This window comes from Bordetella tumbae, assembly GCF_965139195.1.
GTDB lineage: Bacteria > Pseudomonadota > Gammaproteobacteria > Burkholderiales > Burkholderiaceae_B > Bordetella_A > Bordetella_A tumbae.
The window spans coordinates 55,506-70,692 of record NZ_CBCSJH010000013.1 but is presented as its reverse complement, the minus strand read 5'-3'; the positions used below and the strand labels follow the sequence as shown (position 1 = coordinate 70,692).

14 protein-coding genes are annotated in these 15,187 nt (G+C 59.4%); 11 read left to right on the top strand and 3 right to left on the bottom strand.

Annotation, left to right across the window (positions count from 1 at the left end; genetic code table 11):
* Positions 1-162 precede the first annotated feature (162 nt).
* From ACNA0J_RS15410 to ACNA0J_RS15380, 7 genes are all read left to right on the top strand, one after another.
* Positions 163-1,656, top strand: a complete 1,494-nt coding sequence (locus ACNA0J_RS15410; RefSeq protein ID WP_415819756.1) for an AMP nucleosidase — start codon at positions 163-165, stop codon at positions 1,654-1,656.
* 117 nt (positions 1,657-1,773) lie between these two features.
* On the top strand, positions 1,774-2,070 hold the full coding sequence (locus ACNA0J_RS15405; RefSeq protein WP_415819755.1) for a helix-turn-helix domain-containing protein: 297 nt from the start codon (positions 1,774-1,776) through the stop codon (positions 2,068-2,070).
* Complete coding sequence (locus ACNA0J_RS15400) at positions 2,067-3,491, top strand: type II toxin-antitoxin system HipA family toxin (protein ID WP_415819754.1); 1,425 nt, start codon at positions 2,067-2,069, stop codon at positions 3,489-3,491. The genes ACNA0J_RS15405 and ACNA0J_RS15400 overlap by 4 nt, the downstream gene beginning before the upstream one ends.
* Before the next feature lie 46 nt (positions 3,492-3,537).
* Positions 3,538-5,076, top strand: a complete 1,539-nt coding sequence (locus ACNA0J_RS15395; protein WP_415819753.1) for a phospholipase D family protein — start codon at positions 3,538-3,540, stop codon at positions 5,074-5,076.
* A 94-nt stretch (positions 5,077-5,170) separates the two neighbouring features.
* Positions 5,171-6,196: a L,D-transpeptidase gene (locus ACNA0J_RS15390; protein WP_415819752.1), complete on the top strand. Its 1,026-nt coding sequence runs from the start codon at positions 5,171-5,173 to the stop codon at positions 6,194-6,196.
* Between the two features lie 198 nt (positions 6,197-6,394).
* Positions 6,395-7,207 (top strand): murein L,D-transpeptidase catalytic domain family protein, encoded by an 813-nt coding sequence (locus ACNA0J_RS15385; protein ID WP_415819751.1) that lies wholly within the window; start codon positions 6,395-6,397, stop codon positions 7,205-7,207.
* Between the two features lie 74 nt (positions 7,208-7,281).
* Positions 7,282-7,623 (top strand): hypothetical protein, encoded by a 342-nt coding sequence (locus ACNA0J_RS15380; RefSeq protein ID WP_415819750.1) that lies wholly within the window; start codon positions 7,282-7,284, stop codon positions 7,621-7,623.
* 69 nt (positions 7,624-7,692) lie between these two features.
* Here ACNA0J_RS15380 and ACNA0J_RS15375 read toward each other — a convergent pair whose 3' ends face one another.
* On the bottom strand, positions 7,693-8,646 hold the full coding sequence (locus ACNA0J_RS15375; RefSeq protein ID WP_415819749.1) for a YicC/YloC family endoribonuclease: 954 nt from the start codon (positions 8,644-8,646) through the stop codon (positions 7,693-7,695).
* Between the two features lie 134 nt (positions 8,647-8,780).
* Here ACNA0J_RS15375 and rph point away from each other — a divergent pair, with 134 nt between their 5' ends.
* The gene (gene rph / locus ACNA0J_RS15370; protein WP_415819748.1) at positions 8,781-9,524 is read left to right on the top strand and encodes a ribonuclease PH; all 744 of its coding nucleotides are present in this window, start codon (positions 8,781-8,783) and stop codon (positions 9,522-9,524) included.
* A gap of 131 nt (positions 9,525-9,655) precedes the next feature.
* Positions 9,656-10,738, top strand: coding sequence for a hypothetical protein (locus ACNA0J_RS15365; RefSeq protein WP_415819747.1), 1,083 nt, complete (start codon positions 9,656-9,658; stop codon positions 10,736-10,738).
* Positions 10,739-10,856: 118 nt separating this feature from the next.
* Here the strand turns inward: ACNA0J_RS15365 and ACNA0J_RS15360 are convergent, their stop codons facing one another.
* Together ACNA0J_RS15360 and ACNA0J_RS15355 are read right to left on the bottom strand one after the other, a co-directional pair.
* Positions 10,857-12,224: an MmgE/PrpD family protein gene (locus ACNA0J_RS15360; RefSeq protein WP_415819746.1), complete on the bottom strand. Its 1,368-nt coding sequence runs from the start codon at positions 12,222-12,224 to the stop codon at positions 10,857-10,859.
* Between the two features lie 25 nt (positions 12,225-12,249).
* Positions 12,250-13,410 (bottom strand): acyl-CoA dehydrogenase family protein, encoded by a 1,161-nt coding sequence (locus ACNA0J_RS15355; protein ID WP_415819745.1) that lies wholly within the window; start codon positions 13,408-13,410, stop codon positions 12,250-12,252.
* Between the two features lie 179 nt (positions 13,411-13,589).
* Between ACNA0J_RS15355 and ACNA0J_RS15350 the strand changes: the two genes are divergently transcribed.
* A complete protein-coding gene (locus ACNA0J_RS15350) occupies positions 13,590-14,519 on the top strand; it encodes a LysR family transcriptional regulator (protein ID WP_415819744.1) in 930 nt (309 codons plus the stop codon).
* Between the two features lie 26 nt (positions 14,520-14,545).
* On the top strand, positions 14,546-15,175 hold the full coding sequence (rdgB, locus tag ACNA0J_RS15345) for an RdgB/HAM1 family non-canonical purine NTP pyrophosphatase (protein ID WP_415819743.1): 630 nt from the start codon (positions 14,546-14,548) through the stop codon (positions 15,173-15,175).
* The last annotated feature ends 12 nt before the right edge of the window (positions 15,176-15,187 follow it).

Here is a 15,187-nt window from a genome sequence, read left to right as displayed (position 1 = left end):
CACGGGGCATTGTAACCCATTGACGATTTTTTGCATTTTGGGGTTATTACTAACCTGATCGAAACAGATGGTGGCGGCTTGAGGGGGATTTGGTGCTGTCATCGTGTTCATGCATGATAAGCATATGCTGGATAGGCATGCCGTTTTACGGAAATCTAAAAAATGACAGTTGACTTTTCGATTGGTTCCCACAGTTCGCCACCTCCGCTGGAGTTCGAGGCCTTTCATCAGGCGGAGGCCGCCGTCGAGCGCCTGACGGAGATTTATGGCCGCAATACGGCCTTTATACGGGCGGCGTTTCAGGATGTGGTGAATGGCCGGGACTTGCCGGGGCCCGTACGGGCGTGTTACCCCGCGATCCGCATCAGGGTGGATACCTATGATCTGATTGACAGCCGGCTGTCATTCGGCCACGTCGCGGAGCCTGGCGTATATCAGACCACGGTGACCCAGCCGATGCTGTTTCGTGACTACTATCTGGAGCAGATCGGTCTGCTGATTCAGAATCATGGCGTTGCGGTCGAGGTGGGGGAGTCGGATTGCCCCATTCCGCTGCATTTCGCCTTTCCGGAGGGAGCCTATGTCGAGGGCGAACGCCTGGCGGGCATGCGGCGGCCATTGCGTGATCTGTTTGATGTGCCGGATTTGGCGGTGACGGACGATGCGATCGTCAATGGTTCCTGGCATGGCCGGGAGGGCGAGCCGCGCCCCCTGGCGCCCTTTACGGCGCCGCGGGTGGATTATTCGCTGCATCGCCTGCAGCACTATACGGCGACTGCGCCTTCGTATTTTCAGAATTTCGTGCTGTTCACGAATTATCAGTTTTATGTAGACGAGTTCTGCGCACGAGCCCGGGCGCTGATGGCCGAGGGCGGGGGCGATTACGATGCGCTGGTCGAGCCCGGTAATCGCATGACTCGCCGCGGCGAGACCGCTGCGGCTCCTCCGGCCGGCGGTGTGCGGTTGCCGCAAATGCCGGCGTACCACCTGGTGCGTTCCAATCACTCGGGCATTACCCTGGTCAATATCGGAGTAGGGCCCTCGAATGCCAAAACCATTACCGATCACATTGCCGTGCTGCGCCCCCATGCCTGGCTGATGCTGGGGCACTGCGCCGGACTGCGGGATTCCCAGCGGTTGGGGGACTATGTATTGGCGCACGGTTATGTGCGAGAAGACCACGTGTTGGACGACGATCTGCCAACTTGGGTGCCGGTACCGCCTCTAGCGGAAGTGCAGGTGGCGCTGGAGCAGGCAGTAGAAGAGGTGGCAGGCCTATCAGGCTGGGAACTGAAACGCATCATGCGTACCGGGACGGTCGCCAGCATCGATAACCGCAATTGGGAACTGCGGGATCATACCGAGCTGGTGGAGCGATTTACGCAATCGCGGGCGATTGCATTGGATATGGAGTCTGCGACGATCGCCGCGAATGGGTTCCGGTTTCGCGTGCCTTATGGGACCTTGTTATGCGTGTCGGACAAGCCCTTGCATGGCGAGCTGAAGCTGCCGGGGATGGCCAGCGCGTTCTACCGGGACCAGGTGAATCAGCATCTGGAAATCGGGATACGGGCGCTGGAGCGCTTGCGGGATATGCCACCAGAGCGTCTGCATTCTCGCAAACTGCGCACCTTTATGGAAACGGCATTTCAATAGGCATTAAAGTAGTATATTTTTCTATAAAACTACTTTAGTGCTATTTATAAGGCTTGTTTACTAGTAATATAGTAGTTATTATTTTTCTAATACTACTTTATTGCGCTTGGTGGCAGTATGAACAGCCTATCTGACATCGCCGATATTCTGCGGGCACGCTTGCAACAACAAGGGCAGACGCAGGCGCATTTGCGCCAGTCTGCAGGGATCGCACAGCGCACGCTGACTAACGTCCTGAGCGGCGAGCAGGACTTTAAGGTCAGTACGTTGCTGGCGCTGGCTGACCGCCTGGGGTTGGAAATGGTGTTGGTCCCCAAGGGGGCGGCTGTAGCGATGGATGCACGAGACGCGGTCAAGCCCAAGATCCCCACGCGCATCGAGGTCGCCCGCCGGCAACTGGGTGAGACAAAATGAACGTGCAGGCATTGGCCATTTTCATCGGTGCCGAGCGGGTCGGCGTGCTGTTCCAATACCGCATGCAGGGGGCGGACGTGGTGACCCGTTTTGTCGCCGACGATGCTTTCGCGCATCAGTGGGATGCGCCCGTGGTGTCGGCTGCCTATGTCGCGGACTCTCCCGAGGATCAGGCGGCGTTCTGGGCGGATGTCCGGAGCGAGCCGTTAAATGGACGCTATTCCCCGCAAAATGGCTGGCTATTGCCGGCATTTTTCCAGAATTTGCTGCCAGAGGGTGTTTTTCGCGATCATGTGGCTCGCGTGCGGGGCTGCGACCCAAAAGATCACTTTGAAATGTTGGCCGCGTGTGGGGGGGATTTGCCGGGGAATGTCTATGCGCGGCCGGTGGAGCTGTCACGTGACGAGTTGGCCCACTACGTGACACAGGACCAGGACGCGCTGGAAATGACGGTTACGGCCGATCCGATGGAGCAGGGCGTGTCGCTGTCAGGTGTTCAGCCCAAGCTGGGCGTGATTAAACAGGGCGAGCGTTATGTGGGACGTACACGGGATCACGACACCCATATCATTGCGAAGCTGCCGGTGGTGGGGCAGCCGCTGTTGCCGGAACTGGAATCGCTGTCCCTGCAATTGGCGCAGGTGGCCGGCGTGACTATTTGCGAGGCCTATCTCGAGCCGCTGGAGAATCTGGCAGCCGAGCACGGCTATGACCTGGGCGACGCCGATGCACGTACGCAGTTTCTGGCCGTGGTGCGCTATGACCGCGAGCCGGGGCGGCGCATTCATTGCGAAGACTTCGCCCAGGTGCTGGGCGCGATGCCCGAGCAAAAATACCAGGCGGCGTCGTATCTGGATGTGGCTGCGGTATTAATGGCGTTTCCGTCGTTAGGCGAGCCGGCTGTGCATGAGTTGCTGCGCCGTATGGCAGTCAACGAGATGCTGGGCAATCCGGATATGCATCTGAAGAACATCGGCCTGATCTACGCAGATGGTCATACACCGCAGTTGGCGCCTGCGTACGATATCGTGGCGTATGCGGCCTATCACCCGTGCCAGGGGCATGCGCTGCGCATCATGCCGGAGGGATTGGAACCACGCCGTGCCGGCAGAGCGGCAGCCGCGCCGGAAAAGGCACCGTTCTCCGCGTCCGGAACACAACAGCCCACGATCGGCGCCGGCAACATGCCGCCGGGTACTAAGGCATCCTTGAAACCCGCCTTGTCTCCTGCGATGCTGCGCGCTTTCTGCGCGCACCTGCGTATTCCAGAAAAACCCGCTGCCAAGGCAGTGGGCGATTGCGTAAAAGCCGCGCACGCGCAATGGCCTGCTCTGATCGAGCAGGCCAAGCTGACCGCCCGTCAAAAGCAAAATCTATTGGCGCATTTCCATGCGCATCCCATGGTGAAATCGGTGCGCTGATGGCCGATTCGAAAACTGAATTCAACAGCGTTCGCCGCCGGCCCGAATGATGAAGTTTGCACTCTATGCCATTGCTGTATTGGCCATCGCCTTTGTCGCGGCCAGGGCGATCTTTCGTCTGCCGGATATCTCTGGCCGTCCGATTCAGGTTGCCCTGTCGATGGATCCGAGCACGCCATTGGCCCGGCGGACGGCACACGAGATGGCCGAGCGGCCGGAACTCAGTGGCGTCGTCCCCCTGGTCAGCGGCCATGACGCATACGGCAGCAGGCTGGCGTTGGCGCGGATGGCGGAAAGATCGATCGACGCTCAGTACTATATCTGGCACGATGACACGACCGGCCAGCTATTGCTCAAAGCGCTATACGATGCGGCCCGGCGCGGTGTGCGGGTGCGGCTGCTGCTGGACGATAACGGTGTGCCAGGTCTGGATGACACACTGGCAGCGCTGAATGCGCTGGATAATTTCGAGATCCGTCTGTTCAATCCATCCACGGTGCGCACCCCGAAATTAGCGGGTTACGCGTTCGATTTCATGCGCATGAATCGCCGCATGCACAACAAGGCGTATATCGTCGATGGTGCGGCGGCGATCATTGGCGGCCGTAATATCGGCGACGAGTATTTCCAAGTCGGCGACGACCATTATTTCTTGGATCTGGACGTGCTGGCCATGGGCTCGGTGGTTGCCGATACCTCGGCCGCCTTTGATGCGTATTGGAATAGCGCTTCGGCTTTCGGTGTCGAGCAAATCGTCGGACGTACGGGGAATCTGGCTGCATTTCTAAGTAAAGTCGCTGACACCGAGGCCAGTGATCGGGCACGCACCTTCGCGGATCAGCTGGAATCCAGTGCGGCGAGTTTTCGCAATGGTCAGGTGCGTCCCGAACTGACGGCCGTGCAATTGGTCGTCGACGATCCTGTCAAAGGACAGGGTACGGCCAGACGTGATCAATTGATGATTTCGCGGTTGATCACGATTTTGGGCGGCGTCGAAAAACAATTGGATCTGGTGTCGGCCTATTTCATACCGGGACGCGAAGGCGCTGCTTTTTTTGAGAATCTCGCGGGCCAAGGCAAGCGAGTGCGGGTACTGACGAATGCGATGAACACTACCGATGTGTTGGTGGTGCATGCCGGCTATGCCAAATATCGCCGTGAGCTGTTGCAGGCGGGCATCGAGTTATTTGAGCTGAAATTGCGTGCCGGCCAGCCATCAGGCCGCGATGAACTCAAGCCCATGGGACTGTCGGGGGCCGCCCTGCATGCTAAGACATTTGCCGTTGATGATCGGCGTGTGTTCATCGGATCGTTCAATTTCGATCCTCGCTCGGCGCAGCTCAATTGCGAGATGGGGTTTCTGATCGATAGCCCGACGATGGCGGCTCAGACGGAACGGAATTTTGACGGCCCGCTCGAGCTCGCCGCATACCGTCCCGTATTGACCGATGATGGCGACATGGTCTGGCATGAAAAGCTTGCGGACGGCCGCACCGAGATCCACCGACAAGAACCCGGCGCGGGCTGGTTCAAGCGGGCCATCATCACGATGGTCGGCTGGCTGCCGGTGGAATGGCTGTTGTGACGGCATCCATGATTTTCCCGATGGAGAGATAAGGTTCACCTTCTCTGAATAAAACGGCTACAGTTAATGTTGTGTCCCTAACCATTCAGCCGCTATGCCATTGACATCGAACGCCGTGTATTCGCGTCGCGCTTTTCTGGGCGCGTGCTTGTCGACTGCTCTTGTTGCCAGCGCGGACGCGCTGGCTATCAATGTGAAGGACATGAGCCCGGGTGAGTTCATTTGGCATCCCGAGGCGGCGCCCGCCGGTCCATTGGTCGTCCTGGTCAGCCTGGACGAACAGCGCGTGTATGTCTACCGCAATGGCGTTGCGATAGGCGTATCGACCATCAGCTCAGGCAAGCCTGGGCATGAGACGCCTCCCGGGGTGTTCACCATCCTGCAAAAAGACCGTGATCACCGGTCCAATATCTATAACAATGCGCCCATGCCGTACATGCAGCGGCTGACCTGGAGCGGGATTGCGCTGCACGGCGGTGCCATTCCTGGGCACCCGGCTTCCCATGGCTGCGTGCGGTTGCCGAATGCGTTTGCGCAACGGTTGTTTGCCGAGACAAAGACCGGCGATACGGTGGTGGTAGCCGATACCCGGGTGGATCCAGCCCGGATCGCTTTTCCCGCGTTGCTGGCGCCTGTAGCGCCCGGGGCGGCGGTATCCCCCGTTGACCAGATTGCCCAGCGTGGCAAGGGAGATTTCTGGGATGAGAGTATTTCACCCTCAGGACCCCTGAGTATTGTCGTCAGCTTGAGCGAGCAGCGGTTTTACGTCCTGCGTAACGGGATCGCGATCGGTTCGTCATGGTTGCATGCTGATTCAGGTGCCCATTTTGATGGTGCGCTGCTGCTGGTGATGGGGGCAGGGACGGTCAACGAGCCCAGTCCTTTTGATCCTACGCAATTGCGGCATCAATGGGCCAGCTATCCTTTGTTTGGCTCGCCGCCGTCCCTGAGCAGTCTGGAAAACAGCATCAAAGCACAGCCTGAATTCATCCGCCGTGTGTACAGTTTGCTCAAACCTGGCACCACCATGCTGATCACGAGCGTGCCTGCGGTCAGGCCGGCGCCTGACGTTCCTGGACCGGGTCAGACGGAACGTGTATTAGAATCTGATGTTGATTAAATGTCTCCTGGGCTTGATATGGCCCGCCTGAAATAGGGGACATAATGCCGGCTTTGGCCCGGCATTTTTTTAGATAGGCGTTCCTTGCGGCCCGACTGCATCCGGCCGGTCTCCCGCAGGAGGCAAGGAATCGCCATCCCCGCTAGGGGCAAGGAGACGCGGATTTCCGCGGTTTCTTTGAGAAAGTTAGAGTTGCCCATGATTGATCATCCTTCCCGTCGTCGTGTTTTGCGTACCTTGGCCGGCCTGGCTTTGGGCGGGGCGCTGCCCTCCGCGTTTGCGCGTTCTGAGGCTGCATTCAAGCAGACCTCGGCCCTTTCCACGCTGCCATGTGCAGCGCACGGTGCTGGCGGTGTCCAGGCCGGCAGTGAATTCTGCAGTAATGCCTCGTCGAGCGCAGCTGCCGCCAACAAGCTGGCATTGTCGCTGGCTGCGAAAGCGCCCAATGCGTCGATGCTGGCCGTGCAACTCGCGACCGAGGCACTGGAGCGCGCTCGGGCCGACAAGGCCTTGCCCGGCGGCGATCCGCGTGTGCTGGCGCTGGTGGATTTCAGCCTGCCTTCCACTGCCAAGCGTTTGTGGGTATTTGACCTGAATAGTCACGACGTCCTGTTCGAGGAGTGGGTCGCCCATGGGCGCAATACTGGCGACAATTTTGCGCGTGAGTTCTCGAACCGCCCGGAAAGCCATATGTCCAGTCTGGGGGCTTATCAGGCGGGCGAGATCTATACGGGAAAGAACGGCTATTCCCTGCGTTTGCACGGGCTGGAGCCGGGTTTCAACGATCTGGCTTTTGACCGCGCCATCGTCATTCACGGCGCGCCGTATGTGAGCGCCGAGACGATCCGGTCGCAGGGGCGGCTGGGGCGCAGTTTTGGTTGTCCGGCGGTACGCGTGCCCGTTGCGCGGCCCTTGATCGATACGTTGGCGAAACAGGCATTCCTATTTAATTTTTATCCGCAACGCGATTGGATGGAGCATTCTGCATTGATCGGCGGACATCAGGCCTAGGGCTGTTCACTACAGTAGTGCTTGACTCTGGGGGCCGAATCGTGCGACATAGCTGCCACACGATTGGAGCCGCTATGAAATTAATTGCCACGCTATCTGCTAGTCTGATCTTGACCGCCTGTACGACTTTGGACGACACCGTCGACTCGGCGCCCTCGGCCACTATTGAATCGGCTCGCTCGGTGAGCAATGTGGTCAACTGCATCAACAGTGCCTGGGTATTGCAGGCGACGGTGCAATCGGCCGCAATCCCTGGCGGACAACGTCTCTCCACCCAGGACCCTGGCCGTATCGGGCCCGCGCATGTGGCGGAGGTCGTCCAGCAGGGCAAAGGGTCGATCGTGCGGTACTGGCAAAACACGCATCAGAATGCGCATGAGTTCGATGACCCGATCATGGCGTGTACGAAGGGGTGAGGCGTGATTCTCCGATGAGCAAAGGGCTCCTGGATTGATCCAGGAGCCCTCGTTTATTCCTGCCCTCAATCACTCAATATTCTGCGCCTGCTCCCGCATCTGCTCGATCAGCAATTTCAAATCCATTGCAGCGCGCGTGACGTCCATGCTGCCGGCTTTGGATCCTAATGTGTTGGCTTCGCGGTTCATTTCCTGGAACAGGAAATCGAGTCGTTTGCCAGCGCTGCCGCCAGCGTTGCCGCGTTTGCCGTCGGCTTTGCCTTTTTTGGCGCTTGCGCCTTCGCCGCCGCCTAGCAGGTGACGGAGTTCTTCCAGGTGCGAACGCAGGCGGGCGAGTTCTTCTGCGACATCGATGCGTAGGGCGAATAGATTGGCCTCATGGGCCACGCGCTCAGAGAGCTCTGCACCGGAAATATGCGTGAATCCGCCGGGAAAGGCGGTTTCCATGGATTCGCGTAGTTTATTGGCCAGTTTTTCCCGATGGTCCTGCAGGAGTTGCGGCAGGTGAGTTTCGACCGATTCCACGATACCGGCGACACCATCGGCGCATTCGAGCATGATGGCTGCCAGGCGTTGGCCTTCGCGTTCGCGGCCTTCCTGGAGCTGTGTCAGCGCTTGTTTGGCGGCCTGGACGCATGCGGCTCCCCAGACCTGAGGGTCGAGCGCATCGTTGCCGCGTTGACCGGGCCAATTGAAAAGCTCCGCCAGGCGAGGGGCTTCAACCTCAGGCAGGATATTGCGGGCGGCCTCGAGTTGCGTAGCCAGATGCTGGAGCCACGCAGGATCCAGCGTGGTCAATTCTGCGCCGGCATTACGGGCATAGGACGCTCGCACTTCGACTTTGCCGCGGGCCAGATTGGTGGTGAGCAATTCGCGCAGCGGCGTTTCCGCATGCCGCAGTTCGTCGGGCAAACGGAAATACAGATCCAGATAACGGCTGTTGACGCTGCGCAGTTCCAGCGCCAAAGTGCCTTGCTCGAGGTCGACGCGGGCGTTGCCGAAAGCGGTCATGCTGCGAATCATGGAGTGTCCTGAAGAAATCTAGAAAAATAGGCTGCCAGGAGCCGTATTCCGGCAGGATAACTCAAGCGGGTCGGTGATGCTGCGGCAAGCCCCGTACAATGCGGCGAATTGCTAATTTTGTATGGAGTCTATCCGTGTCCTCGTCCACCACTGTTTCTCGTCCGTCCGGCCGTTCGGTTGATCAATTGCGGCCGTTTAGCCTGGAGCGTGGCTTTACACGCTATGCCGAAGGATCGGTGTTGGTGCGTGCCGGTAATACGCATGTACTGTGCACAGCGAGTGTGCTGGACAAAGTGCCCCCATTTCTGAAAGGGCGAGGCGAGGGGTGGGTCACGGCCGAATACGGCATGTTGCCGCGTGCCACGCATACGCGCGGTGATCGCGAGGCCGCACGCGGTAAGCAAAGTGGCCGGACCCAGGAAATTCAACGCTTGATTGGCCGCAGCTTGCGTGCGGTGTTCGATATGCAGGCCTTGGGCGAACGCACGCTGCATCTGGATTGTGATGTGTTGCAGGCCGATGGCGGGACCCGTTGCGCCAGCATTACGGGCGCCTGGGTGGCGGCGGCCGACGCGGTGGCTCTGTTGGTGCAGCGCGGCGATCTGGCGGTCAATCCGATCCGTGATGCGGTGGCAGCGGTGTCGGTGGGCATGGTCGACGGCCGGCCCGTGCTTGATCTGGATTACCAGGAAGACTCGGCCTGCGACGCCGACGTGAATGTGGTGATGACAGGGGCCGGCGCTTTTGTGGAAGTGCAAGGCACGGGCGAGGGCGCGACGTTTGCGCGTTCGGAACTGGATGCCATGCTGGGCCTGGCGGAGCAGGGCATTGCACAATTGGTGCAAGCGCAGCGCGCTGCCTTGAAATCAGGGGTTTAAGCCTCGGATCCTGCTAAAAAGTCACAAGAGTGTTGCGAAGGGTCACGATGTAAAAGATAGCATTGCCCAAGCGGTCGCAAGCCAACTTCCACTGATATAAACCAGCTGTTTTCAGCAATCAGGGGTAGAGGATGATTGGCTTGCGTATGCTGCCATGCGCGGTGTTTTTGCTGTGTGTCGCAGGCTGTTCCAGTGGCCGGTATTATTCTCACCCCGAGATGATGGTGCCGGTTTCGTCTGCGGATGCGGCAGTGCCGGCTGGCCTGACGGCCGGCACCTGTGCAATGCCTGTGGCGCAAGCTGTTCCAGACAGCAGCACTGCATCGAGTGACGGCATTGCATCGAATGGCAGCACGGTATCGGGTACTGGCACGGTGTCGAGCGCCGGCGCCACCTCGAATACCGGCATGGCGAATAGCAACAAGAACACCGTCTTCGTGCATCCAGGCATGTTGTCGTTGAGCGCCCGCTGGGATCAGGGGCTGGCCGTGGATGGGGGGAAATGGTTGGTTAGCCATGGCTATGCCGCGCGGATTTTCGAGCTGAATGGGCGCGACCCGGAGCGTATCGCTCAAGTCATGGCTCGCGATCCAGGGACACGCTTCATAGGTTTGCACTACAGCATGGGAGGCAGTGCAGATCTCGTGGTGCGCAGCGTGGCTGCGACGGCGCGAGCCGCAAAGATGTCGGGCCGGCAGCTATCCTACTTTCCTATCGTCATCGATCCAGCTTCGTTCACCTCGGTGGGAGAACGGCTGGATATGAATTCGCCGTATCTGGGGCAAATGTTTGTGCTCGTATCCGAAGAAGGCTCCGCGCTGCGGACAAGCATCACATCGGTGTCGCGAAAGGTGTTGGATCACGCCAAGACGCATCTCTTGTATGCCGAGGATTTTGGCTTGAATTGGAGCCATTTTGGCGTACTGGAAGGCTTGACCGCCGAGCAGCCCACCGGTGCTCAGAAGCGGGTGCAAGACGTGTTTGATGTGATCGCGCGTGGTATTGATGCCGGAACAGATCCCGCACAAATCGAGGCACAGTTGGATGCGTTGAAAGTCGACTACGCGCGAGCGGACGAGCGGCCGATACTGCGTGCCTGGTTGCAGCATACGCAGGGAGCTTGTGGCACTCAGCGAACTGCGCAGCAGGTTTGTGATAGCTCGACGCAGCAGACGGGCTGTGGCGTGGAAACCGTCAGTGCTGGACGGCTTTGACGGCTCCGCGCGCAGCGTACGGTCCCGGACAACAGTAAACGGGCACGTGCAACAGCAGATGGGCACGCAGGGCCTGTGTCTGCTGCCGCGCGTAGTACTTCAGCGGCGAAACGTCGCCTCAGCGTTTAGGTAATAGTGCCGTCACGCGCGCAGCATTTTCCAGGTTCCACACGCTTTTGATCACGTCGCGGACTTCCGCTTCGCTGGCAGCTTGTGCATACACACCGAGCCGCAAGGCTTTCTCTTCGATTTCATCGCGGCTGAGCGTGTTACCTGGATCGCCCTTGGGTTCGTCTACGCGCGCATGCAGGACACGGCCATCTGTGGTTCGCACGGTGACTTTGCCGATCCATCTTTCGGGGTACGCGGCATCGACTTCGGGGTCGAGTTCCATGCGGACTTTGGTGCGTAGCGTCGCTACGTCGGCGTTGCCGGGGGCCGCGTCAAACTCGGCCAGCCCAGCGCGGCCTTCGCGTGCGATCAAGGCCAGGACCGTGCCCATCGAGAATTTCGATTGATGTACGGTCTTGGGGTCGACGACAGGGCCCAGGACATCAATCGCACCTTGGTGGACGTGCGTGATGACTTCGGCGATGTCGGTATCGCGCAGTTTGTATTCGCGCATCGCCTGCTGCAATGCGTCGGCGGCAGGATGGGTGTGGCGGCACGAGGCGTGATACTTGAACGACGTCTCGGACAGCGCCCAGCGTTCGCCTAGCCGATCGAGCAGGCGCGCAGGGTCCGCATCAGTGGACATGCCAGCGGCGAGCCCTTGCGGGCCTTCGAGAATGCGGCGTGCGCCAGTGAAGCCTTCTTTTGCCAGGTATGCTGCGGTCATGCCATCGGCAGCGGCCTTGGCGGTATGCAACTGTTTGGAATCCGCCGCATCGCGCAGAAACTCCCACAGACCTGCGGCCTGTGTCCCCGCAGAGCCCAACGCATGCAGCATTTGCTCGGCGTTCAAATTCAGCAGCCGGCCCACGGTGACGGCGGCCGCCAGGGTCCCCACGGTCCCGGTGGTATGAAAGATCTTGTAGTGCGAACGGCCCAGGTATTCACCGATACGGATGCCGACCTCGTAGCCCGCCACGGCCGCGACCAGCAGTTCTTTGCCGGATCGGCCCAAGGCCTGCGCAACGGCCAGGGCAGGGGGGAACACCACAGCAGCGGGGTGAAACACCGAGCCATTATGAACGTCGTCTTGCTCGACCACGTGGGCCGCGGCTGCATTGACCATTGCAGCAAATAGCGGGGATGTCTGGCGACGGGAAATCAGGACCTCTGCACCGCCGTCGGCCGGGCCCATGGCGACAGCATAGCGCTCGATAGCCTGGATAGGGCGCGTAGTGGCGCCTGCCAGGATCGATGCCACACAGTCCAGGAGCAAGTCCTCGGCACGGCGCAGCACGGAGGCTGGAATGTCTTCGAAACGCAGATTGGCGGCAAATTCAGCGAGTGCAGCGCTCGGATGAGAAGTAGCAGTCATGAAGGGCTTCAAATTATCAGGCTGATCAGAACGAGCGCGGCATACCCAGCACGTGCTCGGCCACATACGACAGAATCAGATTGGTCGAAATAGGCGCAACTTGATACAGGCGGGTCTCGCGGAATTTGCGCTCGACGTCATATTCGTTGGCGAAACCAAAACCGCCGTGAAACTGCAGGCAGGCGTTGGCGGCTTCCCAGGAGGCGTCCGCGGCGAGCAGTTTCGCCATGTTGGCTTGCGCGCCGCAGGGTTGATGGGCGTCAAACAGGCGGCAGGCCTCGTAGCGCATCAAACTGGCGGCTTCGACGTTGATGTGTGCGCGTGCGATCGGGAATTGCACGCCCTGGTTCTGGCCGATCGGGCGGCCGAATACGATGCGTTCTTTCGCGTAGGCCGTGACTTTATCGACAAACCAGTAGCCATCGCCGATACATTCCGCAGCGATCAGCGTGCGCTCGGCATTGAGGCCATCCAGGATGTACTTAAAGCCTTTGCCTTCTTCGCCGATCAGGTTTTCGACCGGGATTTCCAGATTGTCGAAAAACAGTTCGTTTGTCTCGTGATTGACCATGTTCGGAATGGGGCGCACTTGCATGCCGTGTTTCACTGCATGATGCAGATCCACCAGAAAAATCGACATGCCTTCCGATTTGCGGGTGACTTGCTCCAGCGGCGTGGTCCGGGCCAGCAAGATCATCAGGTCCGAGTGCTGCACACGTGAGATCCAGACTTTTTGGCCGTTGATGACATAGCGGTCGCCGCGCCGCACCGCTGTGGTTTTGATCTTGGTGGTGTCGGTGCCCGTCGTGGGTTCGGTGACCCCCATGGATTGCAAACGCAGCTCACCATTGGCGATACGGGGCAGATATTCGCGCTTTTGCGCCTCGGAGCCGTGGCGCAGCAGGGTGCCCATGTTGTACATCTGGCCGTGGCAGGCGCCGGAATTGCCGCCGCTGCGGTTGATTTCTTCCATAATGACCGAGGCTTCGGTCAGGCCCAGGCCCGATCCGCCGTATTCCTGGGGAATCAGCGCCGCCAGCCAGCCGGCCTCGGTGAGCGCTCGCACAAATTCCTCGGGATATCCGCGTTCTTCGTCGATTTTGCGGAAATATTCACCGGAAAATTGGGAACACAGGTCGCGGACGGCTTCGCGGATGTCCTGGAAATCGTGATTCGTATTGGGCATGGTTCAGGTTCTATGTCTATGATGACGCCAACAAAGATAATGGCCTGCGGCGCCGCGCCTATGCTCAGAGGCGGCTCGGTGGCCAAAACAACACCGGCACTTTGCCGCAACCCGGGTACCCTTGCCAATTTATGATTGCTTAATACCGGGTTAGCAATTGCCGAAGAACAGAGGAAACCATGGCAGGGCATTTTGATCTGACAGATCTACAACTGATTGTCCATATCGGCGATCGCCAAAGCCTGACACGCGCTGCGGAGAAGACGCATCTATCGCTGCCGGCCGCCAGTACGCGCATCAAAAACCTGGAGGAGCATTTCGGGACGCAGTTGTTGTACCGGACCAGCCAGGGCGTCACGCTCACGCCCTCAGGCGAGGCGTTGACTCGCCATGCGCGCACCGTGATGCGCCAGGTTGAACAATTGCGTGGCGATATGCAGGAGTTCGCTCGCGGGGTAAAGGGCCATGTGCGCGTGTTGGCCAACACCACGGCAATGACGGAATTCATGCCTGCCGTCCTGGGGAAATTTCTGGCGGCCCATCCGGACGTCAATGTCGAACTGCGCGAGCGATTGAGTTATCTGATCATGCGGGCTGTCGCCGAGGGCTCGGCCGACATGGGTATCGTAGCGGGCTGCACGGCTGACCCGAATCTGGAATTCATTCCCTATCGCAAAGACCGGCTTGTTCTCGTTGCTGCCAGCAATCATCCTCTGGCGAAAGAGGCGGCGGTGGCTTTTGCCGATACGCTCAACAACGATTACGTCGGGCTGTCCGAGTGGAGCGCGATCCATCCCTTTTTGGTGCAGGCAGCCGAGGCGCTGGGCCGCACTTTCAAATTCCGCATCGAGGTCGGCAATTTCGAGGCCGTCTGCCGCATGATCGAAACAGGCGTGGGGATTGGTGTGATTCCCGAATCTGTCGCACTGCGTTTTGCCCGGGTATTGAAAATCGCCATTGTGCCGTTGACCGATGAATGGGCCGTGCGCAAACTGCAGATCTGCGTGCGTAGTCGAGAGGCCTTGCCAGCGTTTGCGAGAGAGCTGGTGGATATGCTGGTGGCCGACGTGCCTGAGAGCGAACGCGAAATCCCTGCCAAGGCCAAGTAAAACTCGCGCGGCATACAATGGGGGCTATGACCTCTACAACGATTCATCCCTCTCTGAGCCGAGTGGTGCTGGCCTCGAACAATGCTGGCAAATTGCGCGAATTTTCGGCCTTGTTTGCCCCCTTGGGCATCGAACTCGTTCCGCAAGGCGAGCTTGGCGTGCCTGAGGCTCCCGAGCCCCATGTAACGTTTGTCGAAAACGCCCTGGCCAAGGCGCGCCATGCCAGCCAGCTGACAGGATTGCCTGCGCTGGCAGACGATTCCGGCCTGTGTGTCGCGGCCTTGGGCGGTGCGCCAGGCGTGTATTCTGCCCGTTATGCGCAGTTGACCAATCCTGACGCTCCTCGCAGCGATAGCGCCAACAACGCCTTGCTGGTCAATAACTTGGCCGATGTGGTCGATCGCAGCGCCTGGTATGTCGCATTGCTGGTATTGGTGCGTGCGCACGATGATCCTCAACCCCTGATCGGCGAGGGCTTGTGGCACGGCGAAATTGTCGACACACCCAGAGGCGATCATGGTTTCGGCTATGACCCGTATTTCCTGCTGCCGGATCTTGGCCGCACGGCGGCGGAACTCGATCCCGCCGAGAAAAACCGTGTCAGCCACCGCGCCCGGGCTCTGCAGCAGCTATTGGGCAAGCTGGCCTCGCGCTAGCACGCTGTGCCG

Coding starts and splice junctions, on each gene's coding strand:
- ACNA0J_RS15410 (WP_415819756.1), top strand. CDS start 163: ATGACAGTTGACTTTTCGATTGGTTCCCACAGTTCGCCACCTCCGCTG.
- ACNA0J_RS15405 (WP_415819755.1), top strand. CDS start 1,774: ATGAACAGCCTATCTGACATCGCCGATATTCTGCGGGCACGCTTGCAA.
- ACNA0J_RS15400 (WP_415819754.1), top strand. CDS start 2,067: ATGAACGTGCAGGCATTGGCCATTTTCATCGGTGCCGAGCGGGTCGGC.
- ACNA0J_RS15395 (WP_415819753.1), top strand. CDS start 3,538: ATGATGAAGTTTGCACTCTATGCCATTGCTGTATTGGCCATCGCCTTT.
- ACNA0J_RS15390 (WP_415819752.1), top strand. CDS start 5,171: ATGCCATTGACATCGAACGCCGTGTATTCGCGTCGCGCTTTTCTGGGC.
- ACNA0J_RS15385 (WP_415819751.1), top strand. CDS start 6,395: ATGATTGATCATCCTTCCCGTCGTCGTGTTTTGCGTACCTTGGCCGGC.
- ACNA0J_RS15380 (WP_415819750.1), top strand. CDS start 7,282: ATGAAATTAATTGCCACGCTATCTGCTAGTCTGATCTTGACCGCCTGT.
- ACNA0J_RS15375 (WP_415819749.1), bottom strand. CDS start 8,646: ATGATTCGCAGCATGACCGCTTTCGGCAACGCCCGCGTCGACCTCGAG.
- ACNA0J_RS15365 (WP_415819747.1), top strand. CDS start 9,656: ATGATTGGCTTGCGTATGCTGCCATGCGCGGTGTTTTTGCTGTGTGTC.
- ACNA0J_RS15360 (WP_415819746.1), bottom strand. CDS start 12,224: ATGACTGCTACTTCTCATCCGAGCGCTGCACTCGCTGAATTTGCCGCC.
- ACNA0J_RS15355 (WP_415819745.1), bottom strand. CDS start 13,410: ATGCCCAATACGAATCACGATTTCCAGGACATCCGCGAAGCCGTCCGC.
- ACNA0J_RS15350 (WP_415819744.1), top strand. CDS start 13,590: ATGGCAGGGCATTTTGATCTGACAGATCTACAACTGATTGTCCATATC.
- rdgB (WP_415819743.1), top strand. CDS start 14,546: ATGACCTCTACAACGATTCATCCCTCTCTGAGCCGAGTGGTGCTGGCC.